Annotated in this window: 25 protein-coding genes; 10 read left to right on the top strand and 15 right to left on the bottom strand. The window is 57.4% G+C overall.

Annotation, left to right across the window (positions count from 1 at the left end; translation table 11 throughout):
- Nucleotides 1-206: 206 nt before the first annotated feature.
- Nucleotides 207-977 (top strand): trans-aconitate 2-methyltransferase, encoded by a 771-nt coding sequence (tam, locus tag DSM25558_RS08685; RefSeq protein ID WP_077103782.1) that lies wholly within the window; start codon nt 207-209, stop codon nt 975-977.
- 150 nt (nt 978-1,127) lie between these two features.
- Here the strand turns inward: tam and DSM25558_RS08680 are convergent, their stop codons facing one another.
- Together DSM25558_RS08680 and DSM25558_RS08675 are read right to left on the bottom strand one after the other, a co-directional pair.
- A complete protein-coding gene (locus tag DSM25558_RS08680) occupies nt 1,128-1,496 on the bottom strand; it encodes a VOC family protein (RefSeq protein ID WP_077103780.1) in 369 nt (122 codons plus the stop codon).
- A gap of 49 nt (nt 1,497-1,545) precedes the next feature.
- Complete coding sequence (locus DSM25558_RS08675) at nt 1,546-2,241, bottom strand: helix-turn-helix transcriptional regulator (RefSeq protein WP_077103777.1); 696 nt, start codon at nt 2,239-2,241, stop codon at nt 1,546-1,548.
- A gap of 160 nt (nt 2,242-2,401) precedes the next feature.
- Between DSM25558_RS08675 and DSM25558_RS08670 the strand changes: the two genes are divergently transcribed.
- The gene (locus tag DSM25558_RS08670; protein WP_077103776.1) at nt 2,402-3,691 is read left to right on the top strand and encodes a pilus assembly protein TadG-related protein; all 1,290 of its coding nucleotides are present in this window, start codon (nt 2,402-2,404) and stop codon (nt 3,689-3,691) included.
- Between the two features lie 20 nt (nt 3,692-3,711).
- On the opposite strand, the gene DSM25558_RS08665 is transcribed toward DSM25558_RS08670, so the two are convergent.
- The gene (locus DSM25558_RS08665; protein ID WP_077103774.1) at nt 3,712-4,605 is read right to left on the bottom strand and encodes a LysR family transcriptional regulator; all 894 of its coding nucleotides are present in this window, start codon (nt 4,603-4,605) and stop codon (nt 3,712-3,714) included.
- A 134-nt stretch (nt 4,606-4,739) separates the two neighbouring features.
- Between DSM25558_RS08665 and DSM25558_RS08660 the strand changes: the two genes are divergently transcribed.
- Both DSM25558_RS08660 and DSM25558_RS08655 read left to right on the top strand, forming a co-directional pair.
- Entirely contained in the window at nt 4,740-5,921 is a 1,182-nt protein-coding gene (locus tag DSM25558_RS08660) for an MFS transporter (RefSeq protein ID WP_077103772.1), read from the top strand.
- A gap of 83 nt (nt 5,922-6,004) precedes the next feature.
- Nucleotides 6,005-6,832 (top strand): aldo/keto reductase, encoded by an 828-nt coding sequence (locus tag DSM25558_RS08655; RefSeq protein WP_077103770.1) that lies wholly within the window; start codon nt 6,005-6,007, stop codon nt 6,830-6,832.
- 197 nt (nt 6,833-7,029) lie between these two features.
- On the opposite strand, the gene DSM25558_RS08650 is transcribed toward DSM25558_RS08655, so the two are convergent.
- Nucleotides 7,030-7,788 carry an SDR family oxidoreductase gene (locus tag DSM25558_RS08650; protein ID WP_077103768.1) on the bottom strand — a complete coding sequence of 253 codons (759 nt, stop codon included), beginning with the start codon at nt 7,786-7,788 and terminating at the stop codon, nt 7,030-7,032.
- 103 nt (nt 7,789-7,891) lie between these two features.
- Between DSM25558_RS08650 and DSM25558_RS08645 the strand changes: the two genes are divergently transcribed.
- The gene (locus DSM25558_RS08645) at nt 7,892-8,320 is read left to right on the top strand and encodes a winged helix-turn-helix transcriptional regulator (protein ID WP_077103766.1); all 429 of its coding nucleotides are present in this window, start codon (nt 7,892-7,894) and stop codon (nt 8,318-8,320) included.
- 7 nt (nt 8,321-8,327) lie between these two features.
- On the opposite strand, the gene DSM25558_RS08640 is transcribed toward DSM25558_RS08645, so the two are convergent.
- Nucleotides 8,328-8,717 (bottom strand): hypothetical protein, encoded by a 390-nt coding sequence (locus DSM25558_RS08640; RefSeq protein ID WP_077103764.1) that lies wholly within the window; start codon nt 8,715-8,717, stop codon nt 8,328-8,330.
- A 215-nt stretch (nt 8,718-8,932) separates the two neighbouring features.
- Between DSM25558_RS08640 and DSM25558_RS08635 the strand changes: the two genes are divergently transcribed.
- Nucleotides 8,933-10,498, top strand: a complete 1,566-nt coding sequence (locus tag DSM25558_RS08635) for a helicase HerA-like C-terminal domain-containing protein (protein WP_077103762.1) — start codon at nt 8,933-8,935, stop codon at nt 10,496-10,498.
- Between the two features lie 140 nt (nt 10,499-10,638).
- Here DSM25558_RS08635 and DSM25558_RS08630 read toward each other — a convergent pair whose 3' ends face one another.
- Complete coding sequence (locus tag DSM25558_RS08630) at nt 10,639-10,992, bottom strand: Atu4866 domain-containing protein (RefSeq protein WP_077103760.1); 354 nt, start codon at nt 10,990-10,992, stop codon at nt 10,639-10,641.
- Between the two features lie 12 nt (nt 10,993-11,004).
- Entirely contained in the window at nt 11,005-11,727 is a 723-nt protein-coding gene (locus tag DSM25558_RS08625; RefSeq protein WP_077103758.1) for an SDR family oxidoreductase, read from the bottom strand.
- Nucleotides 11,728-11,848: 121 nt separating this feature from the next.
- Here DSM25558_RS08625 and DSM25558_RS08620 point away from each other — a divergent pair, with 121 nt between their 5' ends.
- Nucleotides 11,849-12,745, top strand: a complete 897-nt coding sequence (locus tag DSM25558_RS08620) for a LysR family transcriptional regulator (protein ID WP_077103756.1) — start codon at nt 11,849-11,851, stop codon at nt 12,743-12,745.
- Nucleotides 12,746-12,781: 36 nt separating this feature from the next.
- Here DSM25558_RS08620 and DSM25558_RS08615 read toward each other — a convergent pair whose 3' ends face one another.
- From DSM25558_RS08615 to DSM25558_RS08605, 3 genes are read right to left on the bottom strand one after another with little or no spacing between them, the layout of a single operon-like run.
- Nucleotides 12,782-13,564 (bottom strand): VOC family protein, encoded by a 783-nt coding sequence (locus tag DSM25558_RS08615; protein WP_077103754.1) that lies wholly within the window; start codon nt 13,562-13,564, stop codon nt 12,782-12,784.
- A 13-nt stretch (nt 13,565-13,577) separates the two neighbouring features.
- Complete coding sequence (locus DSM25558_RS08610) at nt 13,578-14,066, bottom strand: DUF1579 domain-containing protein (RefSeq protein WP_077103753.1); 489 nt, start codon at nt 14,064-14,066, stop codon at nt 13,578-13,580.
- 22 nt (nt 14,067-14,088) lie between these two features.
- Entirely contained in the window at nt 14,089-14,817 is a 729-nt protein-coding gene (locus tag DSM25558_RS08605; RefSeq protein WP_077103751.1) for a DUF899 domain-containing protein, read from the bottom strand.
- Between the two features lie 137 nt (nt 14,818-14,954).
- Here DSM25558_RS08605 and DSM25558_RS08600 point away from each other — a divergent pair, with 137 nt between their 5' ends.
- The gene (locus tag DSM25558_RS08600; protein WP_077103749.1) at nt 14,955-15,401 is read left to right on the top strand and encodes a MarR family winged helix-turn-helix transcriptional regulator; all 447 of its coding nucleotides are present in this window, start codon (nt 14,955-14,957) and stop codon (nt 15,399-15,401) included.
- Nucleotides 15,402-15,577: 176 nt separating this feature from the next.
- Here DSM25558_RS08600 and DSM25558_RS08595 read toward each other — a convergent pair whose 3' ends face one another.
- From DSM25558_RS08595 to DSM25558_RS08585, 3 genes are all read right to left on the bottom strand, one after another.
- Entirely contained in the window at nt 15,578-16,342 is a 765-nt protein-coding gene (locus tag DSM25558_RS08595; protein WP_077103747.1) for an RES family NAD+ phosphorylase, read from the bottom strand.
- The gene (locus DSM25558_RS08590; protein ID WP_077103745.1) at nt 16,302-16,685 is read right to left on the bottom strand and encodes an MbcA/ParS/Xre antitoxin family protein; all 384 of its coding nucleotides are present in this window, start codon (nt 16,683-16,685) and stop codon (nt 16,302-16,304) included. The genes DSM25558_RS08595 and DSM25558_RS08590 overlap by 41 nt, the downstream gene beginning before the upstream one ends.
- 104 nt (nt 16,686-16,789) lie before the next feature.
- Nucleotides 16,790-17,212 (bottom strand): organic hydroperoxide resistance protein, encoded by a 423-nt coding sequence (locus DSM25558_RS08585; RefSeq protein WP_077103742.1) that lies wholly within the window; start codon nt 17,210-17,212, stop codon nt 16,790-16,792.
- 197 nt (nt 17,213-17,409) lie between these two features.
- On the opposite strand from DSM25558_RS08585, the gene DSM25558_RS08580 reads away from it, so the two are divergent.
- On the top strand, nt 17,410-17,856 hold the full coding sequence (locus DSM25558_RS08580; protein WP_077103741.1) for a MarR family winged helix-turn-helix transcriptional regulator: 447 nt from the start codon (nt 17,410-17,412) through the stop codon (nt 17,854-17,856).
- A gap of 67 nt (nt 17,857-17,923) precedes the next feature.
- Complete coding sequence (locus tag DSM25558_RS08575; protein ID WP_083716367.1) at nt 17,924-18,763, top strand: PA3715 family protein; 840 nt, start codon at nt 17,924-17,926, stop codon at nt 18,761-18,763.
- 63 nt (nt 18,764-18,826) lie between these two features.
- Here the strand turns inward: DSM25558_RS08575 and DSM25558_RS08570 are convergent, their stop codons facing one another.
- Together DSM25558_RS08570 and DSM25558_RS08565 are read right to left on the bottom strand one after the other, a co-directional pair.
- The gene (locus tag DSM25558_RS08570; protein WP_143240044.1) at nt 18,827-19,174 is read right to left on the bottom strand and encodes a TM2 domain-containing protein; all 348 of its coding nucleotides are present in this window, start codon (nt 19,172-19,174) and stop codon (nt 18,827-18,829) included.
- A 148-nt stretch (nt 19,175-19,322) separates the two neighbouring features.
- On the bottom strand, nt 19,323-20,060 hold the full coding sequence (locus tag DSM25558_RS08565; RefSeq protein WP_083716366.1) for a L,D-transpeptidase: 738 nt from the start codon (nt 20,058-20,060) through the stop codon (nt 19,323-19,325).
- Nucleotides 20,061-20,221: the final 161 nt, after the last annotated feature.

Below are 20,221 nucleotides of genomic sequence, written 5' to 3'. Positions count from 1 at the left end.
ATGAATGCCTCTGCACCTTTGGCGTCAAGATCAAATTCGACCGATATGCGAAATTGATGGAAAGTTACGGAAAAACAGCTCCGGCGATGGATATTGTTGCGCCAAGACAAAACCAACATCGATTGATCCATAACGTTTTTTGATGGATAGGCTCTGGCCCGCATCGTTCTGCCATGCGATGTTTCAGTCCTTTAAGGGAGTGCATCATGGCCTGGTCCGCGCAGCAATATCTGAAATTCGAAAATGAGCGCACGCGTCCTGCCAGCGATCTACTGGCGCAGGTGCCGCTGGAACGGTTGACGGCAGGATACGATCTGGGCTGCGGCCCCGGCAATTCCACCGAACTTCTGGCCGAGCGCTATGGCGTCAACGTCATAACCGGCGTGGATAGCGACGCCGATATGCTGGAAAAGGCGCGGCTGAGATTGCCGAATACGGAGTTCCAGAAGGCCGATCTCGCCACATGGAAGCCCAAACAAAAGGCCGATTTGTTCTATGCCAATGCCGTTTTCCAGTGGCTGCCCAACCATCTCGACATTCTCGTATCACTGATGGATCACCTCAAGCCCGGCGGCGTTCTGGCCGTGCAGATGCCGGACAATCTGGGTGAGCCGACACATTTGGCGATGGAGGAAACCGGAGCTGCCGGGCCGTGGAAGGCAGCATTCGAGGGCAACAGGCTGCGCCGCAAACCCCTACCCTCTCCATCCACCTATTTCGAACGCCTGTCCGCAAAATCCGCACGCGTCGATATCTGGCACACGATCTATAATCACCCCATGCGCAACGCGGAAGCGATCGTGGAATGGGTGAAAGGCACCGGCCTTCGTCCCTATCTGGAGGCGGCGGGCGAAGAAAACCGCGCCGCCTTCCTGGCGGACTATCTGAAACGCATCGACGCCGCATACCCGCCTACGGCAGACGGGCAGCGATTGCTGCGCTTCCCGCGCCTGTTCATCGTGGCGGTCAAGAAGTAAGCGTGCAGTCCCTTCCACCGTCATCCTCAGGCTCGACCCGAGGATCAAATCACGTCGAAAAATACTCGACGTAGCAGATGCTCGGGACAGGCCCGAGCATGACGGAAGAAAGGTTTGCGGGCTGGTTCAAGTGCCACAAAAGCTGGCAAATCAATCATGGACCGAGTAAACCCGCAGGCGGTGTCCATCGGGGTCGGTGGCGAGGAAGGTGTAACCGAAATCCATCGCGGTCGGTTCTTGCAGGATGGCTAGCCCTTTTGCTTTCCAGTCGCGGTGCCGCGCATCCACGTCGCCGTCCTGGTCCACCTGAAAGACGATTTCCGCACCGCCGCCGGAAACGGTCACCGCCGGTTCCGCCGTGTGGCGTGACCAGAGGCCGAATTTCAAACCGCCTTGCAGAATGAACAGCGCAAAGGTCTCAGATGCCTCGACCGGGGCAATGCCGAACAGGTCTTGGTAGAATTCCGTGCTTTTTACCGGGTTGTCAACGAACAGGATCGTAAAGTTGGGGTGGGTCATCGCTCTGTCTCCTTTTTTGATGATGGAGTGAGCCTAGACTCTGCTACTGTCAGTTTTTGTCAGCAGTCATTTTCTGCCGCTCACGCCACTCTTTGAGAAGCGACTGGCGGCTGCGCGCATATCGCATGCCCAACGGCTGGAAGGACAGGATACGGTCGGCACGGAAGCTGCGAAAATCCTGCCGCAACTCGCACCACGCCACGACCACTCGGACCTGATCGAAAAATGCCAGCGCGAAGGGCCAGATGATGCGCTGTGAGGCGCGCCCGGCTTCATCGCCATATTCGATTTGCGCCTTCGATTGGCTGCGGAGAGCGGTGCGCACCGCGCCGAGATCGATATGGGCGACATCCAGCACCTTGCCGGGGCCAATCAGCAACGTGGAGTTTTCCAGCTCTTCCCCCAACTCCCGCGGGACAACGGCGGATATTTTCGCCAGCGCTGCCAATGCTGCATCCGCCATCGGCCCATCCGCCCTGCCCGCCACCCAGCGTGAACCCAGCACCAGCGCCTCGATTTCCGCTTCGGTAAACATCAGCGGCGGCAGCAGATAGCCGGGGCGCAAGACATAACCGATGCCCGCCTCACCCTCTATATTTGCGCCCTGCGACTGAAGGGTGGCGATGTCGCGATAGAGCGTGCGCAGGCTGACACCCGTTGCCTGTGCCAGTTCAGCGCCGCTCACCGGTCTGCGGTGCGTGCGCAAAATCTGCAATAGATCGAGCAGGCGTTGAGAGCGGGACAAAAGCTTCTCCTCATGGACGGCTTTACTTGGCCGTTGCTCGGTTACCGATAATATCAATAGATTGATATAATAGATTCATCGGATGTTAGTTATCTCACGAAACGAGTTCTCAATCCTGCTCGTCTATGCTTCTCGACATATTAACGCGAGAGGGTAGACCGTGCGAAATTTCTGGCACGATAAAGCAGGTAACTTCGGTATTCTTACAGCGCTGATGGTCGTGCCTATTTTCGGTACTGCCGGTGTTGCGCTTGATATCAGCCAGGCCATGGCCGTAAAGGCCGATCTTCAGCAGCAAGCGGATGCAGCCGTGCTGGCAGCGGTGGCAAAGATGTCGGCGCAGGTGGAAGCAGCTCGAAAAATGTCCGGCGACGGCGCGATCGACCTGCCACCGGGTGAGACGCTCGACTTCTTCAAAAACGATGCCGTGGGCCGGGATGACTTCAAGGTCGAAGGCGTCAAGCTGTCGGTGGAAAAGGTCGGCAACGTGGTGCAGGCCGCCGTGACCTTTCAGGCAACGGTAAACACATCGCTGACGCGGATACTCGGCAAGGATTTCGTGACCGTATCCGGCAAGGCCACCGCGAAATACGAAACGGAAATGTTCAGCGATTTCTATCTGCTGCTCGACAACACCCCATCCATGGGCGTTGGCGCGACACCCAGCGACGTCGCCAAGCTTGTGGCCAACACCAGCGACAAATGTGCGTTTGCCTGTCACATCGTCAAGGACGGCGTGGCCGATCAGAACAGCTATTATTTCAAGGCGAAAAAGCTGGGCGTAACAACGCGCATCAACGTCGTGGCCACGGCAACCGCAAGCCTGATGGACACTGCCGTCGCCACCAGAAAGAGCGTCAATCAATATCGAATGGCGGTCTACACTTTTGGCGAGAAGGCAGAAGACACCAAGCTTCTGGAAGTCGCCGCGCTCAGTGCCGATCTTGCCACCACCAAAAAGAAGGCGGCGGATATCGACCTCATGTCCATTCCGTATCAGGGCTACAACAATGACCAGATGACGGATTTCGACCGGGCGATGACACAGATCAGCGACAAGATCGGCAACCCCGGCAATGGCGCAAGTTCTGCCACACCCGACAAGGTCCTGTTCTTCGTGTCTGATGGTGTCGGCGATAGCTACAAGCCATCCGGCTGTACCAAGAAGGTCACCAGCGGTCGCTGTCAGGAGCCGATCGACACCAAGCTTTGCACGGCATTGAAAGGCAAGGGCTACCGTATTGCGGTGCTCTACACCACCTATCTGCCACTACCGACGAATGCCTGGTACAACACATGGATCAGCCCGTTCCAGTCGCAGATCGGCACCAAGATGCAGGAATGCGCTTCCCCCGGCCTCTACTTCGAAGTTAGCCCCACGGAAGGCATCACCGACGCGATGGCCGCCTTGTTCAAGCGGGTTATCACTTCACCGCGCCTGACGAGCTAACAAAAATCTGGCGGGGTGGGTCAATCGATCCGCTCCGCCAGAAAATCGATGAACGCCCGGATGCGGGCGGCAAGATGTTCGTGCCCGGCATAGACGGCATGAACGACCTCCACATCGCCGCCATTGTAGTTTTCCAAAACAGGAACCAGCGTTCCCGCCTCGATATCCGGGCGGACGTGAAACGCACCGATGCGGCCAATGCCGACGCCCAAAAGGCAGAGCTGCCGCTTGATCGAGCCGCTGGAGACCTGAATGTTGCCGGTTACGGCCTTTGTGTAGACCACATCCGAGCCGGGATCGCGGAACGGCCATTCATCCAGACTGCGGCGGAAATTGAAGCCGATACAATTATGGTGGTCCAGATCGTCAGGCGATTTCGGTAGCCCGTGTTTTTCCAAATACTCCGGCGACGCGACGATGACCCGGCTGCTGGAAAAAAGGCGTCGTGCCATCAGCGACGAATCCCGCATGGGGCCGACACGGATGGCGATATCCGTTCGTTCGCCGATCAGGTCGATCACGCCATCCGTCAGCGTCAGGTCGAGCCGCACCTTCGGGTGCCTCTGCGTGAACTCTCCCACCAACGGCAGAATGCAGCGCTCGCCAAAGCCGACGGATGAGTTGACCCGCAAAAGGCCCCTCGCCTCTTCACGCCCTCCCGCCACAAGCTCTTCGGTTTCCTCGATATCTTTCAGGATGCGGCGGGCGCGGCGCAGATAAATATCGCCCTCCGGCGTCAGTTCCAGCGTCCGCGTGGAGCGAACCAGCAGCCGTGTTCCCAGGCGCTCCTCCACACGGGAGACCAGCTTGCTGACGGCAGACGGCGACATTTTCAGCCGCCTGCCAGCCGCCGAAAAGCTTTTCAGCTCCGCAGCCAGTGCAAAGACTTCCATTTCGCCGGCGCGATTATCCATGGATCACCTGTGATTTCATTTCACATATGATTATCGATTAATCCGGATTATCAAACAAGTCATTCGCACCGATATCTGATGCCAACACATCGTTCAGCTCCATCGCCCACCTATCGGGCAGAAAAGGCACGACTATGCCATTGGCTCTCTTTGCTTTGACGATTGCGGCCTACGCAATCGGCACCACGGAATTCGTCATCGTGGGGCTGTTGCCCACTGTGGCAAACGACCTGCACATTACCTTGCCGCTAGCAGGCCTCATCGTCTCGGTCTATGCGCTCGGCGTCACATTCGGCGCACCCGTCATCACGGCCTTGACGGGCGGCATCAACCGCAAACCACTTCTGCTCGGCCTTATGGCGCTTTTCATCATCGGCAACACGGCCGCGGCGCTGAGCCCCAGTTATGAAATGCTGCTGGTGGCGCGTGTCATCTCCGCCTTTGCGCATGGCGTCTTCTTCTCCGTCGGCGCAACCATCGCCGCCGATCTGGTGCCGGAAAACCGCCGCGCCTCGGCCATTGCCATGATGTTCATGGGGCTGACGGTTGCCATCGTCACCGGCGTGCCGCTGGGAACGCTGATCGGCCAGACCTTTGGCTGGCGCGCGACATTCTGGGCCGTTGCGGCACTCGGCGTCATCGCTCTGCTCGGTATTGCAGCCCTGTTGCCTGGCAATCTCAAGAAAGCACCTGCTGCCAGCATCATGGATCAGGTTCGGGTTCTGGGTTCGGGACGCCTTTTGATCGTCTTCGGCATGACGGCGCTGGGTTACGGCGGCACTTTCGTGACCTTCACCTTCTTGGCCTCCATTCTGCAGGACATAACCGGCTTTGCAGAAAGCACCGTCAGCCTCGTTCTGGTGCTTTATGGTCTGGCCATTGCCGCCGGCAATCTGGGTGGCGGACGCATCGCCGACCGGGATCCCGTGAAGGCGCTGGCATGGCTGTTTGCCTTTCAGGCCCTGGTGCTGGCTGTCTTCACCTTTACCGCGCCCTCTGCGCCCGCCGCTCTGGTCACGCTGGTCGCTCTCGGCTTTCTGTCCTTTGCCAGTGTGCCTGGCTTGCAGCTTTATGTGGTGCAACTGGCCAAGCGTTTCCGCCCCGGCGCGGTAGACGTCGCATCCGCCCTCAACATCGCCGCCTTCAATCTCGGCATCGCCGTTGGTGCCTGGATCGGCGGCATAGTTGTCGCCTCGCCGCTTGGCCTTGGCGCAACGCCGTGGGTGGGTGCCATTCTGGTGGCAGGCGCGCTGGGCCTGACGATTCTCAGCGGCTCGCTCGACCGCCATCAGACAAATGTTCAGCAAGTCGCTTGAACCAAACCGCCACCGACACACTTATCCCTATACCATTCCCGCCCGGCATCCTTGCGGGGCCAACTCCCACACTGGAGAAAACCATGCACACAGTGAACGCCAATGGCGCTGATATTCCCGCTCTCGGTTTCGGTACATTCCGCATGCCAGACGCAGACGTCCACCGTATTCTGCCAGAAGCCCTGAAGCTCGGATTCCGCCATGTCGATACGGCGCAGATCTACAAGAACGAGGCGTCTGTCGGCGAAGTCATCGCCAACTCAGGTATTGCCCGCGGCGATATTTTCCTCACCACAAAGGTCTGGGTCGATCAGTACAAGCATGCTGACTTCATCAAGTCCGTGGATGAGAGCCTCACCAAATTGAAGACCGACTATGTCGATCTTCTTTTGCTGCACTGGCCCAAGAGCGATGTGCCGCTATCCGAGCGCATCGGTGCGCTGAACGAAGTTCACAAGGCCGGAAAGGTGCGCAATATCGGCATTTCCAACTTCAACGTCGCCTTGATGGACGAGGCCGTGAAGCTTTCCGACGCGCCGATTGCTAACAACCAGATCGAATATCACCCCTATCTCGACCAAACCAAGGTCATCGAAGCCGCCCGCAAAAACGGCATTTCGATCACCGCCTATTACCTGATGGCAGACGGCAAGGTGCCAGGTGATGCGGTGCTGAAAGATATCGGCGCAAAACACGGCAAGTCCGCCGCGCAGGTCGCACTGCGCTGGGCCGTGCAGCAGCCGGATGTCATCGCTCTTTCCAAGACGGCGACGGAGAGCCGGTTGAAGGAAAACTACGATATCTTCGACTTCGAGCTATCCAGTGACGAGATGCAGGCGATTTTTGCGCTGGCGAAGGCGGATGGCCGGATCGTCAATCCGGGTCATCTGGCACCGGATTGGGATAAGTAGTTTTGCGCTAGTCGATGGCTTAACTGCAATGATGACTGAACACTCTCCGTCATTCCGGCCTTGAGCCGGAATCTAGCGACCTGACGTCTGTCAGGTCAAAGAGTCTTCCAACCCAAGGACTTGGGTTGGCTGGACCCCGGCTCAAGGCCGGGGTGACGGTGTCCTGAAGGGGTGACCTATCCGCCGCCCTCACCATCTCAAGAATGCAACCTATTCACCATTGCAAACACCTGATCGAAACTGCCGTTCTGCGCGGCAAAGCGGAGCGGCTTGCAGCGCTCCACCACCACTTCTGTTGCATTCGGCTGGTTGGTCAGGATGTCCATGACCTCGGCAATATAGGCATCGAGCGGCATGGCGCGTTCGTCGGTAGCCTGGTGGTCGCCTTGCAATGTGGTCTGCACATAGGGCGGGATGATTTCGATGACGTCGACCGAGGTGCCCTTGAGCTGTTCGCGGATGGCCATAGAATATCCGTGGATGCCGGATTTCGTGGCGCTGTAGGTGGGGGTGGCCACCATGGGCACGAAGGCCAGGCCGGATGAGACGGTGAGCACCGCCGCATTAGGCTTCGTCAGGAAATGCGGGAGCAGCGCTGCTGTGAGGCGAATGGGGGCCAGAAGATTGGTGGTGATGGTTTCTTCGGCGATCTCCAGATAGTCAGGTGCGGCTTTGATATCCTCATTCTTCATGATGCCGGCATTATTTATGACGGCATTGAGGTCTGGATGGTCGGCTATGAGCTTATCGGCGAAGGTACGAATGCCCTCGGCATCCGTCGCGTCCATTGTGGCCCCTGCCATGCCTGGATTGGCCGTCGTGACATCCTTCAAGACTGCCTCGCGGCGACCGGAGATGATGACCTTGTTGCCAAGCGCGTGGAACGCTTCCGCCAGCGCCCGGCCAATGCCGGTACCGCCGCCGGTGATGAGGATGGTGTTGCCTGTGACGTTCATGGGAATGCCCTTCCTTGTTGTCTGGATAAAATCTAGGTAGATTACTCTCCAAAGGGTAGTAGGCACCCGAAAGATTTATACGCACCCAAAGGAGAGTGTCTGCATGAAAAGGCATCTGGCCGATGAGGTCATCGAAGAAAAGCGCAAGTCGCCGCCACCGGAAGAGACCGATCCGGTCATCGAAGCGCTGGTGCGCGACATTATCGCGAAGGTCGCTGACAAGTGGACGATGCTGATTCTGGAGGTTCTGGAAGAAAATGGCACGTTGCGCTTCACGCAGATCGGCCACCACGTCAGCGGCATCAGCCAAAAAATGTTGACGAAAACCCTGCGGCAGATGGAGTGCGATGGGTTGGTGAAACGCGTTATCCACCCGGTCATTCCGCCGCATGTGGACTACAGTCTCACAGCGCTGGGCAAAAGCCTCGGCAGCGCCTTCTGCGGCGTCTGGATATGGGCCGAAACCCACCATGCGGATATAGAAAAGGCGCGGAAACTGTTCAGCGAACACCCTCCGCGCCCGGCAGTCTAGTCACATATTAAGCGAACTGGCTGAGGCCCGGAACCGATGCGATGACCTGATCAACCACTTCGTCGCCTGCGTGCTGGCGGGCAATGGCGATGGTTTCCTTGGCCAGCGCGGAAATTTCGCTCATGCCGAGGCCCTGGCTCATCAGTTGCTGGCCGAGACCCATGATGCCACCACCAATGGCGCTCATCAGGCCACCGAGCAGACCGCCGCCGCCCTGACCTTCGCCGTTGAAGCGGGCAACCAGATCAGGTCCGCCGGGAATAGCTTCGATCATCTTCGCAACCGGGGCATCATCTGCCTCGCGCTGAAGGAAACCCAGCATCATGCCCAAAGCTTTTTCAGCCTTGTCGTGTTCAATACCAACCTTATCGGCAACCTGGGTGACGATATCGCTCATAATTTTTTTCCTCCGAACAAATAAGTGACGTTAACGTCAACGTAAAACAACTGAAGTTTGGATACAAGGTGGGAAATGACGCCGCGGCCAAGTTTGCGTGCTGCCCTTTGACAGCTTTATCAAACAGTTGTTGAGCCTTCCAACAGTTCCTATAAGTATATTGCAAAGATTGGATAAAGGGCAGCCACTGCCCGCTATACCGGAGGAATCGCCAGATGCTGCAGGACGGAAAGCTCTACATCGGCACGAGCCGCAACGCCGACGACAGCCTGAACAAGGGCGAATATCTCGATCTCAAATTCGGCAACCGCCATGGTCTCATTACCGGCGCGACCGGTACGGGCAAAACCGTATCCCTTCAGGTGCTGGCGGAAGGCTTTGCGAAGGCGGGCGTGCCGGTTTTCTGCGCCGACGTAAAGGGCGACTTGTCCGGCATCGCAGCCAATGGCGAAGCGAAAGACTGGGTCACGAAACGCGCCGAGCAGATCGGTTTCACCGACCTCACCTTCGAGCAGTTTCCGGTGATTTTCTGGGATCTTTACGGCGAAAAAGGCCACCGCGTTCGCGCCACCATTGCCGAGATGGGGCCTTTGCTGCTGGCCCGCCTGATGGATGCATCGGAAGCGCAGGAAGGCGTGCTCAACATTGCCTTCAAGATTGCCGATCAGGGCGGTTTGCCGCTGCTGGATTTGAAGGATTTGCAGGCGCTGCTCAACTATATGGGCGAGCATGCCTCTGAACTTTCCAACCAATATGGCCTGATTTCCAAGTCTTCCGTTGGCTCGCTTCAGCGTGGGCTGCTGGTGCTGGAACAGCAGGGTGCGGAACATTTCTTCGGTGAACCGGCCCTGAAAATCTCCGATATCATGCGCACCACCAGCGATGGACGCGGCACGATTTCGGTTCTGGCGGCCGACAAGCTGATGATGAACCCGCGCCTTTACGGTACTTTCCTGCTGTGGATGCTATCGGAACTGTTCGAGGAACTGCCGGAAGTGGGCGATCCGACCAAGCCGAAGCTGGTCTTCTTTTTCGATGAGGCCCACCTTCTGTTCAACGATGCGCCGAGAGTGCTGACGGAGCGCGTGGAGCAGGTTGTCCGCCTCATCCGCTCCAAGGGTGTCGGCGTTTATTTCGTGACGCAAAACCCATTGGACGTGCCGGAAACCGTGCTGGCACAACTGGGCAACCGGGTGCAACACGCGCTGCGCGCCTACACGCCGCGTGAGCAGAAGGCCGTTAAAACCGCTGCCGATACATTCCGCCAGAATCCGGCTTTCAGCACGGCAGATGCCATCACCACGCTCGGCACCGGCGAAGCGCTGGTTTCGACACTTGGCGACAAGGGCGCACCGTCTATCGTGGAACGCACGCTGGTTCGCCCACCCTCCGGTCGCGTCGGCCCTGTCAGCGACGAGGAACGCAAGAGCATCATGGCTTCAAGCCCAGTTGCGGGCATCTATGACGTCGATCTGGACCGCGAATCGGCCTTCGAACTGCTGGCCGCTCGTGCACAGAAAGCAGCGGACGCAGAAGCGGCCAAACGTGCCGCCGAAGAACAGGACAATCAGCCCGCCGACAGCGCCGCAAGCCGCTGGAAACTACCAGGCTTTGGCGATGATGAGCCGACACAGGCTTCCACCACTGGAGCAAAACGCAAGGCTGGCGGCTATCAGCGCGAAACGGTGATCGAGGCGGCGATGAAGAGTGCCGCCCGGACCGTGGCGAGTTCTGTTGGACGGGCACTGGTGCGGGGTATTTTGGGAAGCTTGCGGCGGTAGGGTGCTCCACCCTTCGTCATCCCGTACTTGATACGGGATCCAGTGCGATCAAGTCTTTGATCGCAAAAGACTCTTTCTGCCGCGCAGACGCGCGGCAACTGGGCCCCGGCTCAAGGCCGGGGTGACGGTGGAGGGGACGCTTACTTCTCCCGATAGAAAATCATGCCGCCGTGGTACAGCACATCGTCCACGAACTCCCCATCGGCGGTAAAACCCGTATCGTCCCAATAGTCGATATGATCGCCGTTGACCTCATAGCGCCCCTGATAGGCGCTTTTTCGGCTTCCACGCGCTTCGTCATATCGTCCATTCGGCAACAGCTCCTGACGGATTTGGCCGTCGCCCGTCACCCACATGCCAAGATAGGGGTGAGTTTGGTTTTGGGATGTCGGGTTCGTCATGCGTACCTCCCTGGTGGTGTTGGCTGCGGGTGAAATGCCATCAATGGCGGCGGTTGCCAGTGCGATGGCGACCGAGGTCGAGACCATGTTCATCGGTTGCTCCCCTCACGCAGCGGTCGGGCGAACGACGATTTCGTTGACATCGACATCATCTGGCTGCTCGATGGCGTAGCGCACGGCGCGGCCAATGGCGGCAGGCTTCAGCGCGATGGCGCGATAACCCTTCATCAATTCTGCAGCAGCGGGATCGGTGATTGTTCCGGCCAGTTCGCTTTCCACCACGCCGGGGTGAATGCAGGTCACGCGGATATCCTTGTTTTCCTGACGCAAACCATCCGAAATGGCACGCACCGCAAATTTCGTGGCGCAATAGACCGCAGCCGTTGGCGATACTGCCAGCGCACCGATGGAGGCGATGTTGATGATCTGGCCGGATTTGCGGCTGATCATTTCCGGCAAAACCGCAGCAACACCGTAGAGCACGCCCTTGATATTGACATCGATCATACGGTCCCATTCATCGACCTTGAGCGATGACATCAGCGACAGCGGCATGATGCCGGCATTGTTGACGATGACGTCGATGTGGCCGAATGCCTTGCGGCCCGCGTCGGCAAAGGCTGCAACGCTTTCCCTGTCCGTCACGTCGAGGGGGTGAGCGACGACTTCTGCGCCCAGCTGGCGAAGTTCATTCGCCAATGTTTCCAGACGGTCCGTGCGACGTGCGCCGATAACGAGTTTTGCGCCCGCGACGGCCAGTTCGCGCGCGATGCCTTCGCCGATGCCGCTCGATGCACCTGTAATGAGAACGACTTTGTTCAATGCCATGATTTATCTCCTTGTTTGCCAGACCGCCCGTTGGAGCGGTGCTGTTGCAGCGAAGATAGTTCAGTGGCATTGTCGTGATAACTGCCTCAATACTAACGTCAATGGATAGAGAATCTAACCAGTGAATATCGATCTCAACGCTCTCTCGATTTTCTGCATGGTGGCAAACGAGCGTAATTTCCGCGCCGCCGCTGATCGTTTGGGCGTTACCCGGTCCGCTATCAGCCAGACCATCCGCAAGCTGGAAGAAGGGATGGGAATAGCGCTGGTGCAACGCACGACCCGCAGTGTCAGCCTGACGGAAGCGGGGCAACAGCTTTATGCGCAGGTGTCTCCATCCATCGCCAATCTCATGCAGGCAGCGCTTGCCACTTCGTCACTCGGCGGGGCCGTGCGCGGGCAATTGCGGCTGGCTGTGTCCACCATTGCCGAACGATTTCTCTCCGGCCCGTTGCTTGCCAGCTTTGCCGAAGCCTATCCAGACGTTCAGTTGGATATCATCGTGACCGATGAGGAATTCGATATCGTGACTGAGCAATATGATGCGGGCGTGCGGCTGGGCGAATTGATTGCACAGGACATGATCGCCGTGCCCGTATCGGTCGAACAACGTCAGCTTCCGGTCTGTTCGCCCGCTTACAGAGACCGTCACGGCGTGCCATCCCACCCCGCAGACCTTATTGGCCACAAGTGCATCGGCTGGCGTCCGCGCCCCGGCGTTGCGCCATACCGCTGGGAATTTGCGGAAAACGACCGTGAATTTGCCGTGGCGGTTCAGCCGGAATTTACCACCAACGACATGCAGCTGATGATCAAGCTGGCCTGCGCCGGTGCCGGCATTACCTTCGGAATGGAAGAAACGTTTCGGCCCTATATCGAGCGCGGGCAACTGGTACCGATGTTGGAAGACTATTGCCACAGCTTCGCGGGTTTCTATCTCTACTACCCCAGCCGCCGCAACCTGGCACCCAAGCTTCGCGCCTTCATCGACCATGTGCGACTGCCAAGGGGTGGATGATCCCCACCCCTCACCTCATTCCTATGCTTGTCAAAATCACTTCCGCGGTGAAACCAGCGAGAAATAAGCCCCGTGCGGGTCTTGGCAATTGACGATCCAGGAGCCGCCGGGAACTTCCATCGGTCCGTGAACGACCTTGCCGCCGCCGGTACTGACGCGGGTAATAGCGTCGTCCAGACCATCGACGTTGAAGTAATAGGCCCAGTGGCAAACGGGTACCTGTGGCGGGGATTTCATGATGCCGCCAATGACTTGGCCATTATAGGCGAAGATGCGGTACGGACCCATTTCACCCATGTCCATATCGTGGTCCTTGGTCCAGCCGAAGACATCGCCGTAAAAATCCATGGCACCGTCCACGTCATCCGTGAAAAGCTCGTTCCAGCCGACATGGCCGTTGAGTGTGTGGGTATCTTCCGTAAAGCCGCTGCTACTATCCATCGGCAGCGGCTTCATGATGCACAACACCGCACCGTAAGGGTCTGTCACGACAGAAAAGCGGCCGACTTCGGGGATGTCCTGCGGCGGGCGCATGATTTTTCCCCCTTTTTCCTCGAACAGCTTGGCCGAGGCGTCCACATCATCCACTGCCACATAACGCGTCCAGTTCGGCGGAATGCCTTCGCCTTTATGCTGGTCGGTCAGCTCCATCATGCCGCCGACGCCAACGCCATTGGCCTCGAATATCTTATAACCCATCTCCGGCGAACCGAAGTCCTTCAACCCCCAGCCAACGACGTGGCTGTAAAAGCGGCCTGCCTCATCCTTGTCGGGCGTCATCAGTTCGGCCCAGATGAATTTCCCATGTGTATCAGACATTGCTTCACTCCCATTATTGCTTGCGACGGAATTCCGAAGACATGAACTGCTTGAAACTTCCGTCCGGCTGCAGCACGCTGCCGGAGAAAGTGCGGCTATTATCATCGTGCAATGTAAGAACATCATGATAGGTGGCGATTTCGCCGCTGCCATCGAACTTCGGACCCTGCGCCTCCAGCACCAGCGTCTTGCCATCAGGCTCCAGCCAGCCTTTGTAGACCCACAGCGTCGTCATCATGGAGCCGATCCACGAACCGACATAATGACCCTTTGCCGGGTCGAAACCCAGCGTGATGATCGCCGCCATCGGCGTCCCGTCCGGCATCTTTCCCCTGCCATCGCTGACAATCCACAGACCGCCGACGGATTTGATGCTTTCGGTAAAACGCTGCTCGGCGTCGTCAGGGTCGTATCCCTCATAGCCCGTGCTTGAAATCATCACCCATTCGCCGACAAGGCGCTCGAGAAATGCGTGTTCCTTTTGCGGCTTTGCGCTTTCCATCTCTGGCTTCCTCCTCGTGGCGTTAATGGCAGCAGCTGGCACCCTTCGGGGCATCCTCATATTGATCGTGGCGGCGCACCCAGTTCATGGTGCCCTCCTCGTTGCGGCCCTTTGGCACCAGATCGAGCAGCATCAGCGTCGTCAGTGTCTGTTCGGCACCACGGGCATAGGTGGAATAGGTGTGGTAAATTGTGCCATCCTCACCTTTCGCAAAAACACTGGTGCCATGCAGATCCTTCAGATCGCCCATGGCGGGCATATCCGTGTAATTGTAATGGATGATGCCGGACGCGACGTCTTCATCGCGAAACGAGGCCTGATAATCATAGTTGAAATCACTTCCTTCAGCGGAAACCCAGGGGAATTTCCAGCCCATGCGCGCCTTGTAAGCCTCGATCTTGTCCAGCGGCGCGCGGGATGCGGCCACGAAGGCGGCATCGCCTGCCTCCAAATGTGCCATTGCGCCGTCCACATGGTCGGCGAAGAACGAGCAGCCGACGCAGCCCTCTTCCCAATCCGGTGCCAGCATGAAGTGGTAGACGATGAGCTGGCTGCGATTGCCGAACAACTCGCCCAGCGATTTGGGGCCGGACGGCGTTTCGAAGATATATTCCTTCGTCACCGGTTCCCAAGGCAGAGCGCGGCGCGCTTCGTTCAGCCTGTCACGGGCGCGGGTCAGCTCCTTTTCCTTTACCAGAAGCGCCTTGCGGGCCTCCAGCCACTCCTCTCTGGAAACGACAGCATGCGGCATGATCCGATCCTCCTCGATCTATCATCTGCAAAACAAAGTTCGTCACGCGGCCCTGGCTTGATTGGCGTATAAAATGCTGCCGAGCGACGAAAACGAATGTGCTTGACTATTTACGTTGATATCAACATATATTCCCTATGTCAAACGCAACGGTGATTCCTTTTTCAACCACGCTTCTGGTCCGCGATACGTGCCTCTGCCTGCACGCGCAGCGCGCCGCACGCGCCTTGGCACGCCGTTTTGACATGGCGTTGAAGCCGGTGGGGCTGACGAATGGGCAGTTTTCCCTGCTGATGTCCATCAACCGACCGGAGCCGCCGCCCATGGGACCAGTGGCGAACCTGTTGGCCATGGACCGAACGACGCTGACGGCGGCGTTGAAGCCATTGCAGAAGCGCGGCCTGCTCTCCATCGAACCCGACCCGAAAGACAAGCGCGGCAGGCGGTTGAAATTGACGACGGAAGGCGTGGCAATTCTCGCCTCCGCCGTTCCCATCTGGACCCGAACGCATGGCGAGGTTGAGGCCCAGATCGAGAGCGGCGATGCCGACCGGTTGCGGCGGGATCTTGTGGATTTAGGGTAGATACTCCGACCAGCCAGCTCAGCCGACCATCCCCTACTCCCCTCATTCCTGTGCTTGTCACAGGAATCCAGTCGTCGCGCGTCTGCGGCGGGAAGAGTCTTTTCAGCCCAAGGACTTGGGCTGACTGGATTCCTGTGACAAGCACAGGAATGAGGGAGTTGCATGGGTGGGGCAACCTACCCCCTCAACAACGCGGCAATGCGCGGGTCTCCCGCAAAATCTTGCACCGCAAAACCAATACGCCGCATGGGAAATTCGCACAGCGCCTGTATTCCGGTCTTCGCCAGCCGAATGCGCCAGCTGACCCGCTCCACCGGCTGCTTCCGGACAAAGGCCCGTGGCGTCAGAAGTGCAATGTTCAATCCACCATTGGGATCGCGAAGAGACTGGTAAAGGACCGCCTCGATATCCGCCGCCCGCGCCGTCTCTGCCAGCGTCTGACAGGGATCATAATCCGTTGGATGCGTCCAGATGGACTTGTCATCCGAAAGGCGTGGTTTCGTTAGATCGATTGCGGAGGATGTGCCAATCTCGGCGGAAAAGGCGGTGTATTCAGCCGCGTTCGCAGGCAGCGGCGTGGCGGGGGATTCCGCGTAGAACAGCAGGCGATAAAAGGCCATTTCGGCCAGCGCCGTTTCCACGCTTGCGGCGGCGTAATAAACGCCCTTGGTCCACCCTGCCCGGCGAAAGCGTGAGCCGTGCGGATAGGCTGAATCATAGCGAAACGGTGTCGCCAGCAGATAATCCAGGCCAGCGCATTCCGGCGGGAACTGCCGCTTGCTGCCTTCCAGAATATCTTCCAGCAGCGATTGCTCGTCCACGGTATCGACAAGCTTCATGGTGGAAACCTGATGTTGCGCTTCCACAAGCCGCCACCAAGGGCCTGATATGTCACGCTTTTCAGATTGGAGCGCGTCTGGCGTCCAGATAGGCAAGGACATCGAGCAATCCAGTTATCGTTGTGAGTTTTTCTGCCGGCACATCAGCCAGGGCATCGTTGTGATTGCGCAGCCATGTGCGCGCCACCGTTTCATCGCCGCCAACGATAGCATCGAGCGAGCGAAAGACGCGGATCAACAAAACGGAAAGTTCGAAGGCTTTGCTGCCGGGCTCGAGAATGAAATCGAGCCTTTTCATGCGCGAAACGGTGGGCGCTGAGACACCGAGAATATCGGCGATGCGGGCCGCATTCAGGCCGAGACGCTCTGCGGCTGAGACAACTGCCTTGGTAACGACCCTGCCCTGTTCAGCGGGATCAACAACGGGTTTGATCTGGATATTCATGTCATATCCTTTCCATGGAAAGAATATAGCTGATTTATTTCTGAAAGCAATAAGGGCTGGCAATTTGCCAGCCCTTGCTGCGTCGAAAATCACGGGGGACGAGATTACTCGACAGAAACAGGAACCTCGGTGGAGGTGCGCAGCGCGTGGGAGTAAGGGCAAACGATATGCGCCTTCTTGACCAGATCCTCAGCTGTTGCCTTGTCGAGGCCGGGGATGTTGACCTTCAGCGATACGTCGATGCCGAAACCGCCGCCATCTTCACGCGGGCCAACGCCAACGCTTGCTGTCACAGTGGTGTCTTCAGGGATCTTTACCTTTTCCTTGCCAGCGACGTTCTTCAACGCGCCGAGGAAGCAGGCAGAGTAACCGGCTGCAAACAGCTGCTCAGGGTTGGTGCCCGTCGCGCCATCGCCGCCCAGTTCCTTTGGAACGGTCAGCTTGACGTCGAGAACGCCGTCTGCGGACTTGGCGTTGCCTGCACGGCCGCCGGTTGCGCTTGCCTGGGTGGTGTAGAGAATAGCCATGTCATTCACTTCCTTCGGTTGATGTTGAGTTTCATATAGCTCACAATTGAATTGTGCGCAATATAATTTTGCACATTGAGATATTTTTCGATCTCTGACATAACAATTTGGAAGATTGCGTTGCCTTTTGCATGTGGCAGGAACCGAGTGACGGGATAAATTGTTCCCTCTCCAGCCGCATATTTGGAGCCCACACAATGGATGACGGAACGATGGAAGGCCTTTTGAGGCTCGACCTGCAAATATGTTTTGCACTCTACGGCGCAGCGCATGCCTTTAACCGCGCCTATAAACCTTTGCTAGACCCACTGGGCCTGACCTATCCACAATATCTCGTTTTGATGGCGCTATGGGAAAAGGAAACGGCAACCGTGAAAGTGTTGGGCGAAATGCTCGGTCTCGACTCCGGCACGCTCTCCCCGCTTCTGAAGCGATTGGAACAGGCGGGCATGATTACCCGCAAACGCGGCACGGTGGATGAACGCCAGGTGCTGATCGCGCTGACACCAGAAGGTGCCGAAATGAAGAAAAAAGCCGCCAACGTCATGCGCTCGATTGGTGAGGCGACGGGGTGTAGTTTGGAGGAGCTTGGGCAGTTGCGGGATCGGTTGAATGCCCTGAAGGAGAATTTGGTGAAAGACTAGGTTTGAAACGTGGCATGATCCCGATACTGTCACGCAAACGCCTAATCAAGCCTCATGGAATGCACCAATGTTTGCTCAATTTATCAGGGTCGTTTCATTATTCGCTATCCTGGGCTTTCTTGCGCTCGACAAGGCGGGAGCAAGAGGGAGCGAAAGTTGCGATGGCAGGGCTGAGGTCATCGTCCACAACGCCTACCCTGATGCGACAAAGAATGACGACGAAACATTCCAGGTCGGGGAATCGACAATCTCGATCAACGACCGCGAAGCCGGTATCGACGCGCCGCACATGATGACATGCCGAGTCTGGCCAGCAAATCCGCAACTCACGCTGGTTGCGGTGCCTTTGATCAAGTCCGCGAATGAAGACGGGACCGTGGGCGACCTAGAGCTTCTGGTGGTCGACACCGGCACTTCTGCAGTAAGAAAGCGCCTGCTTCTTGCCGACAGAATGACTGACGACGCCATCCGTATCAGTGCGGTCGAATTTGACACGGCGCGTTACAGGCTGAGCCGAGAACAGACGGCATTCGGCTTGCGCATATCGACAAACGGCAGTTCAAGGCCAAACCCTTACGATGAGGTGAGCTTGTGGCTTTACGCCATCGACAAGGGATCACTTCACCCACTGCTCGATGGCATGATCGTGTCAAAAAATACGGGGGAATGGGACACCAATTGCGCCGGTGAGTTTCAGTCGAGTGAGAGCACGCTTTCGATGAGCTCTAACAGAACCCATGGCTATGCAGACATCACGGTTGTCGAGACGGGGTCTACCAAGACCAACTTTGTTGGAAAAGACAATAGTTGCGAGGACAAGACCGTCACCAGCAAGCCGCAGACATTGCGTCTGGTCTACGACGGAAAAGAATATCGTATACCGGAAGACAGACGTGCTGTGACCTAATAGAATCAACAAAGCGGTAGACGGCTGCAACCCGCTCCTCGTAGACCTCGATGAAATCTGGCGTCAGCGATCATCCACGATCAAAGTCCCATTGGCCTCACGCACCATCTTCGGTATCAGAAACACATCCACGAAATACCATGTGATAGCGACGTAATACAGGCACTCAAAAACCAGATTCCAGCCTATGAAAAACGGCAGGAACAGCACGGTCACACCCAGAGCGAGCTGGATTTTTGCAGATTTCTTGTAACCCAGATAGAAGCGGTGAAATCCTAGAAATCCACCGCCGCCCATTAAAAGAAGAAGATAGGCTACCCATGTGATCTTGCGATCGGGAAGCTTCGTCCAGTACGGCGCTTGAGCTGAAGTGTTACCAGCGCTGCGTGAAATTTTCGGCACATTGACCAATGACGCATTCTCCAGACGTATTTGCAGGAGGATTATCGCGTCGATGACGAAAATATCAATCAAAAATTGAATTTAAAAATCGCTACAACAAAAAACCCAGACGACTCGATAAGCCGCCTGGGTTTTGGTTCAGCGTATGTCGTTCAGCTTACTGCCAAACCACAACCCGCGCCTTGTTCGGCACGCGGTCGTAAAGGTCGATGATGTCCTGGTTCATCAGGCGGACGCAGCCGGAAGACACGGCCTTGCCGATGGAATTCCACTCTGGCGAACCGTGCAGACGGTACAGCGTGTCCTTGCCGTTCTGGAAGATGTAGAGCGCGCGGGCACCGAGCGGGTTTTTCAGGCCTGGTGGCATGCCGCCGTTCTTGGAGGAGAACTTGACCAGTTCCGGCTGGCGGGCAACCATTTCGTCTGGTGGTGTCCACTTTGGCCACTTCTGACGCCACTGGATCACGCCCTCACCCGACCATGCAAAGCCTTCGCGGCCGATGCCGACGCCGTAGCGCATGGCGGAACCGCCCTGCTCCACCACGTAGAGGAAACGCGAGCGCGTATCGACAACAATGGTGCCTGCTGGCTCGCCGGTCGGATCAACGACGCGCTGGCGATAATAGCGGCGATCGATCTTCTGATAAGGAATGGCGGGGATGACATAGCCGCCATCCTCGACGGTGCCATACATGACGGCAAGCTCTGCATCGGAAATGCCGCCCGCGAACATCGAGCGGAAATCGCCCGCAAAGTTACTGGCTAGGCTGCCCGGTTCAACGCTGTTGAAGGGTCTGACACCGGAAGAGGCGCAGCCCGCCAGAAGCGATGCAGAGGAGAGGCCAAGAAGGGAAAGGAAGGTACGTCTGGAAAAGTCTGTGTCGGTGCTCATCATAAGGCCGTTTTTCTCACATCGAAGCGACTGGGGCGGATGTTACGCGGGTTTGCAGAACCATCCATCAATCTCGCTGTACGTCGTTTGTTCAACGACAGATCACGTATTGGTATAGTGGTTAATACATACCTAAAGGCCAGTTGCGCGTCTGCAACATAGGC

Source organism: Agrobacterium sp. DSM 25558 (assembly GCF_900100825.1).
Lineage (GTDB): Bacteria > Pseudomonadota > Alphaproteobacteria > Rhizobiales > Rhizobiaceae > Agrobacterium.
This window is presented reverse-complemented; position numbering and strand designations above follow the sequence as displayed.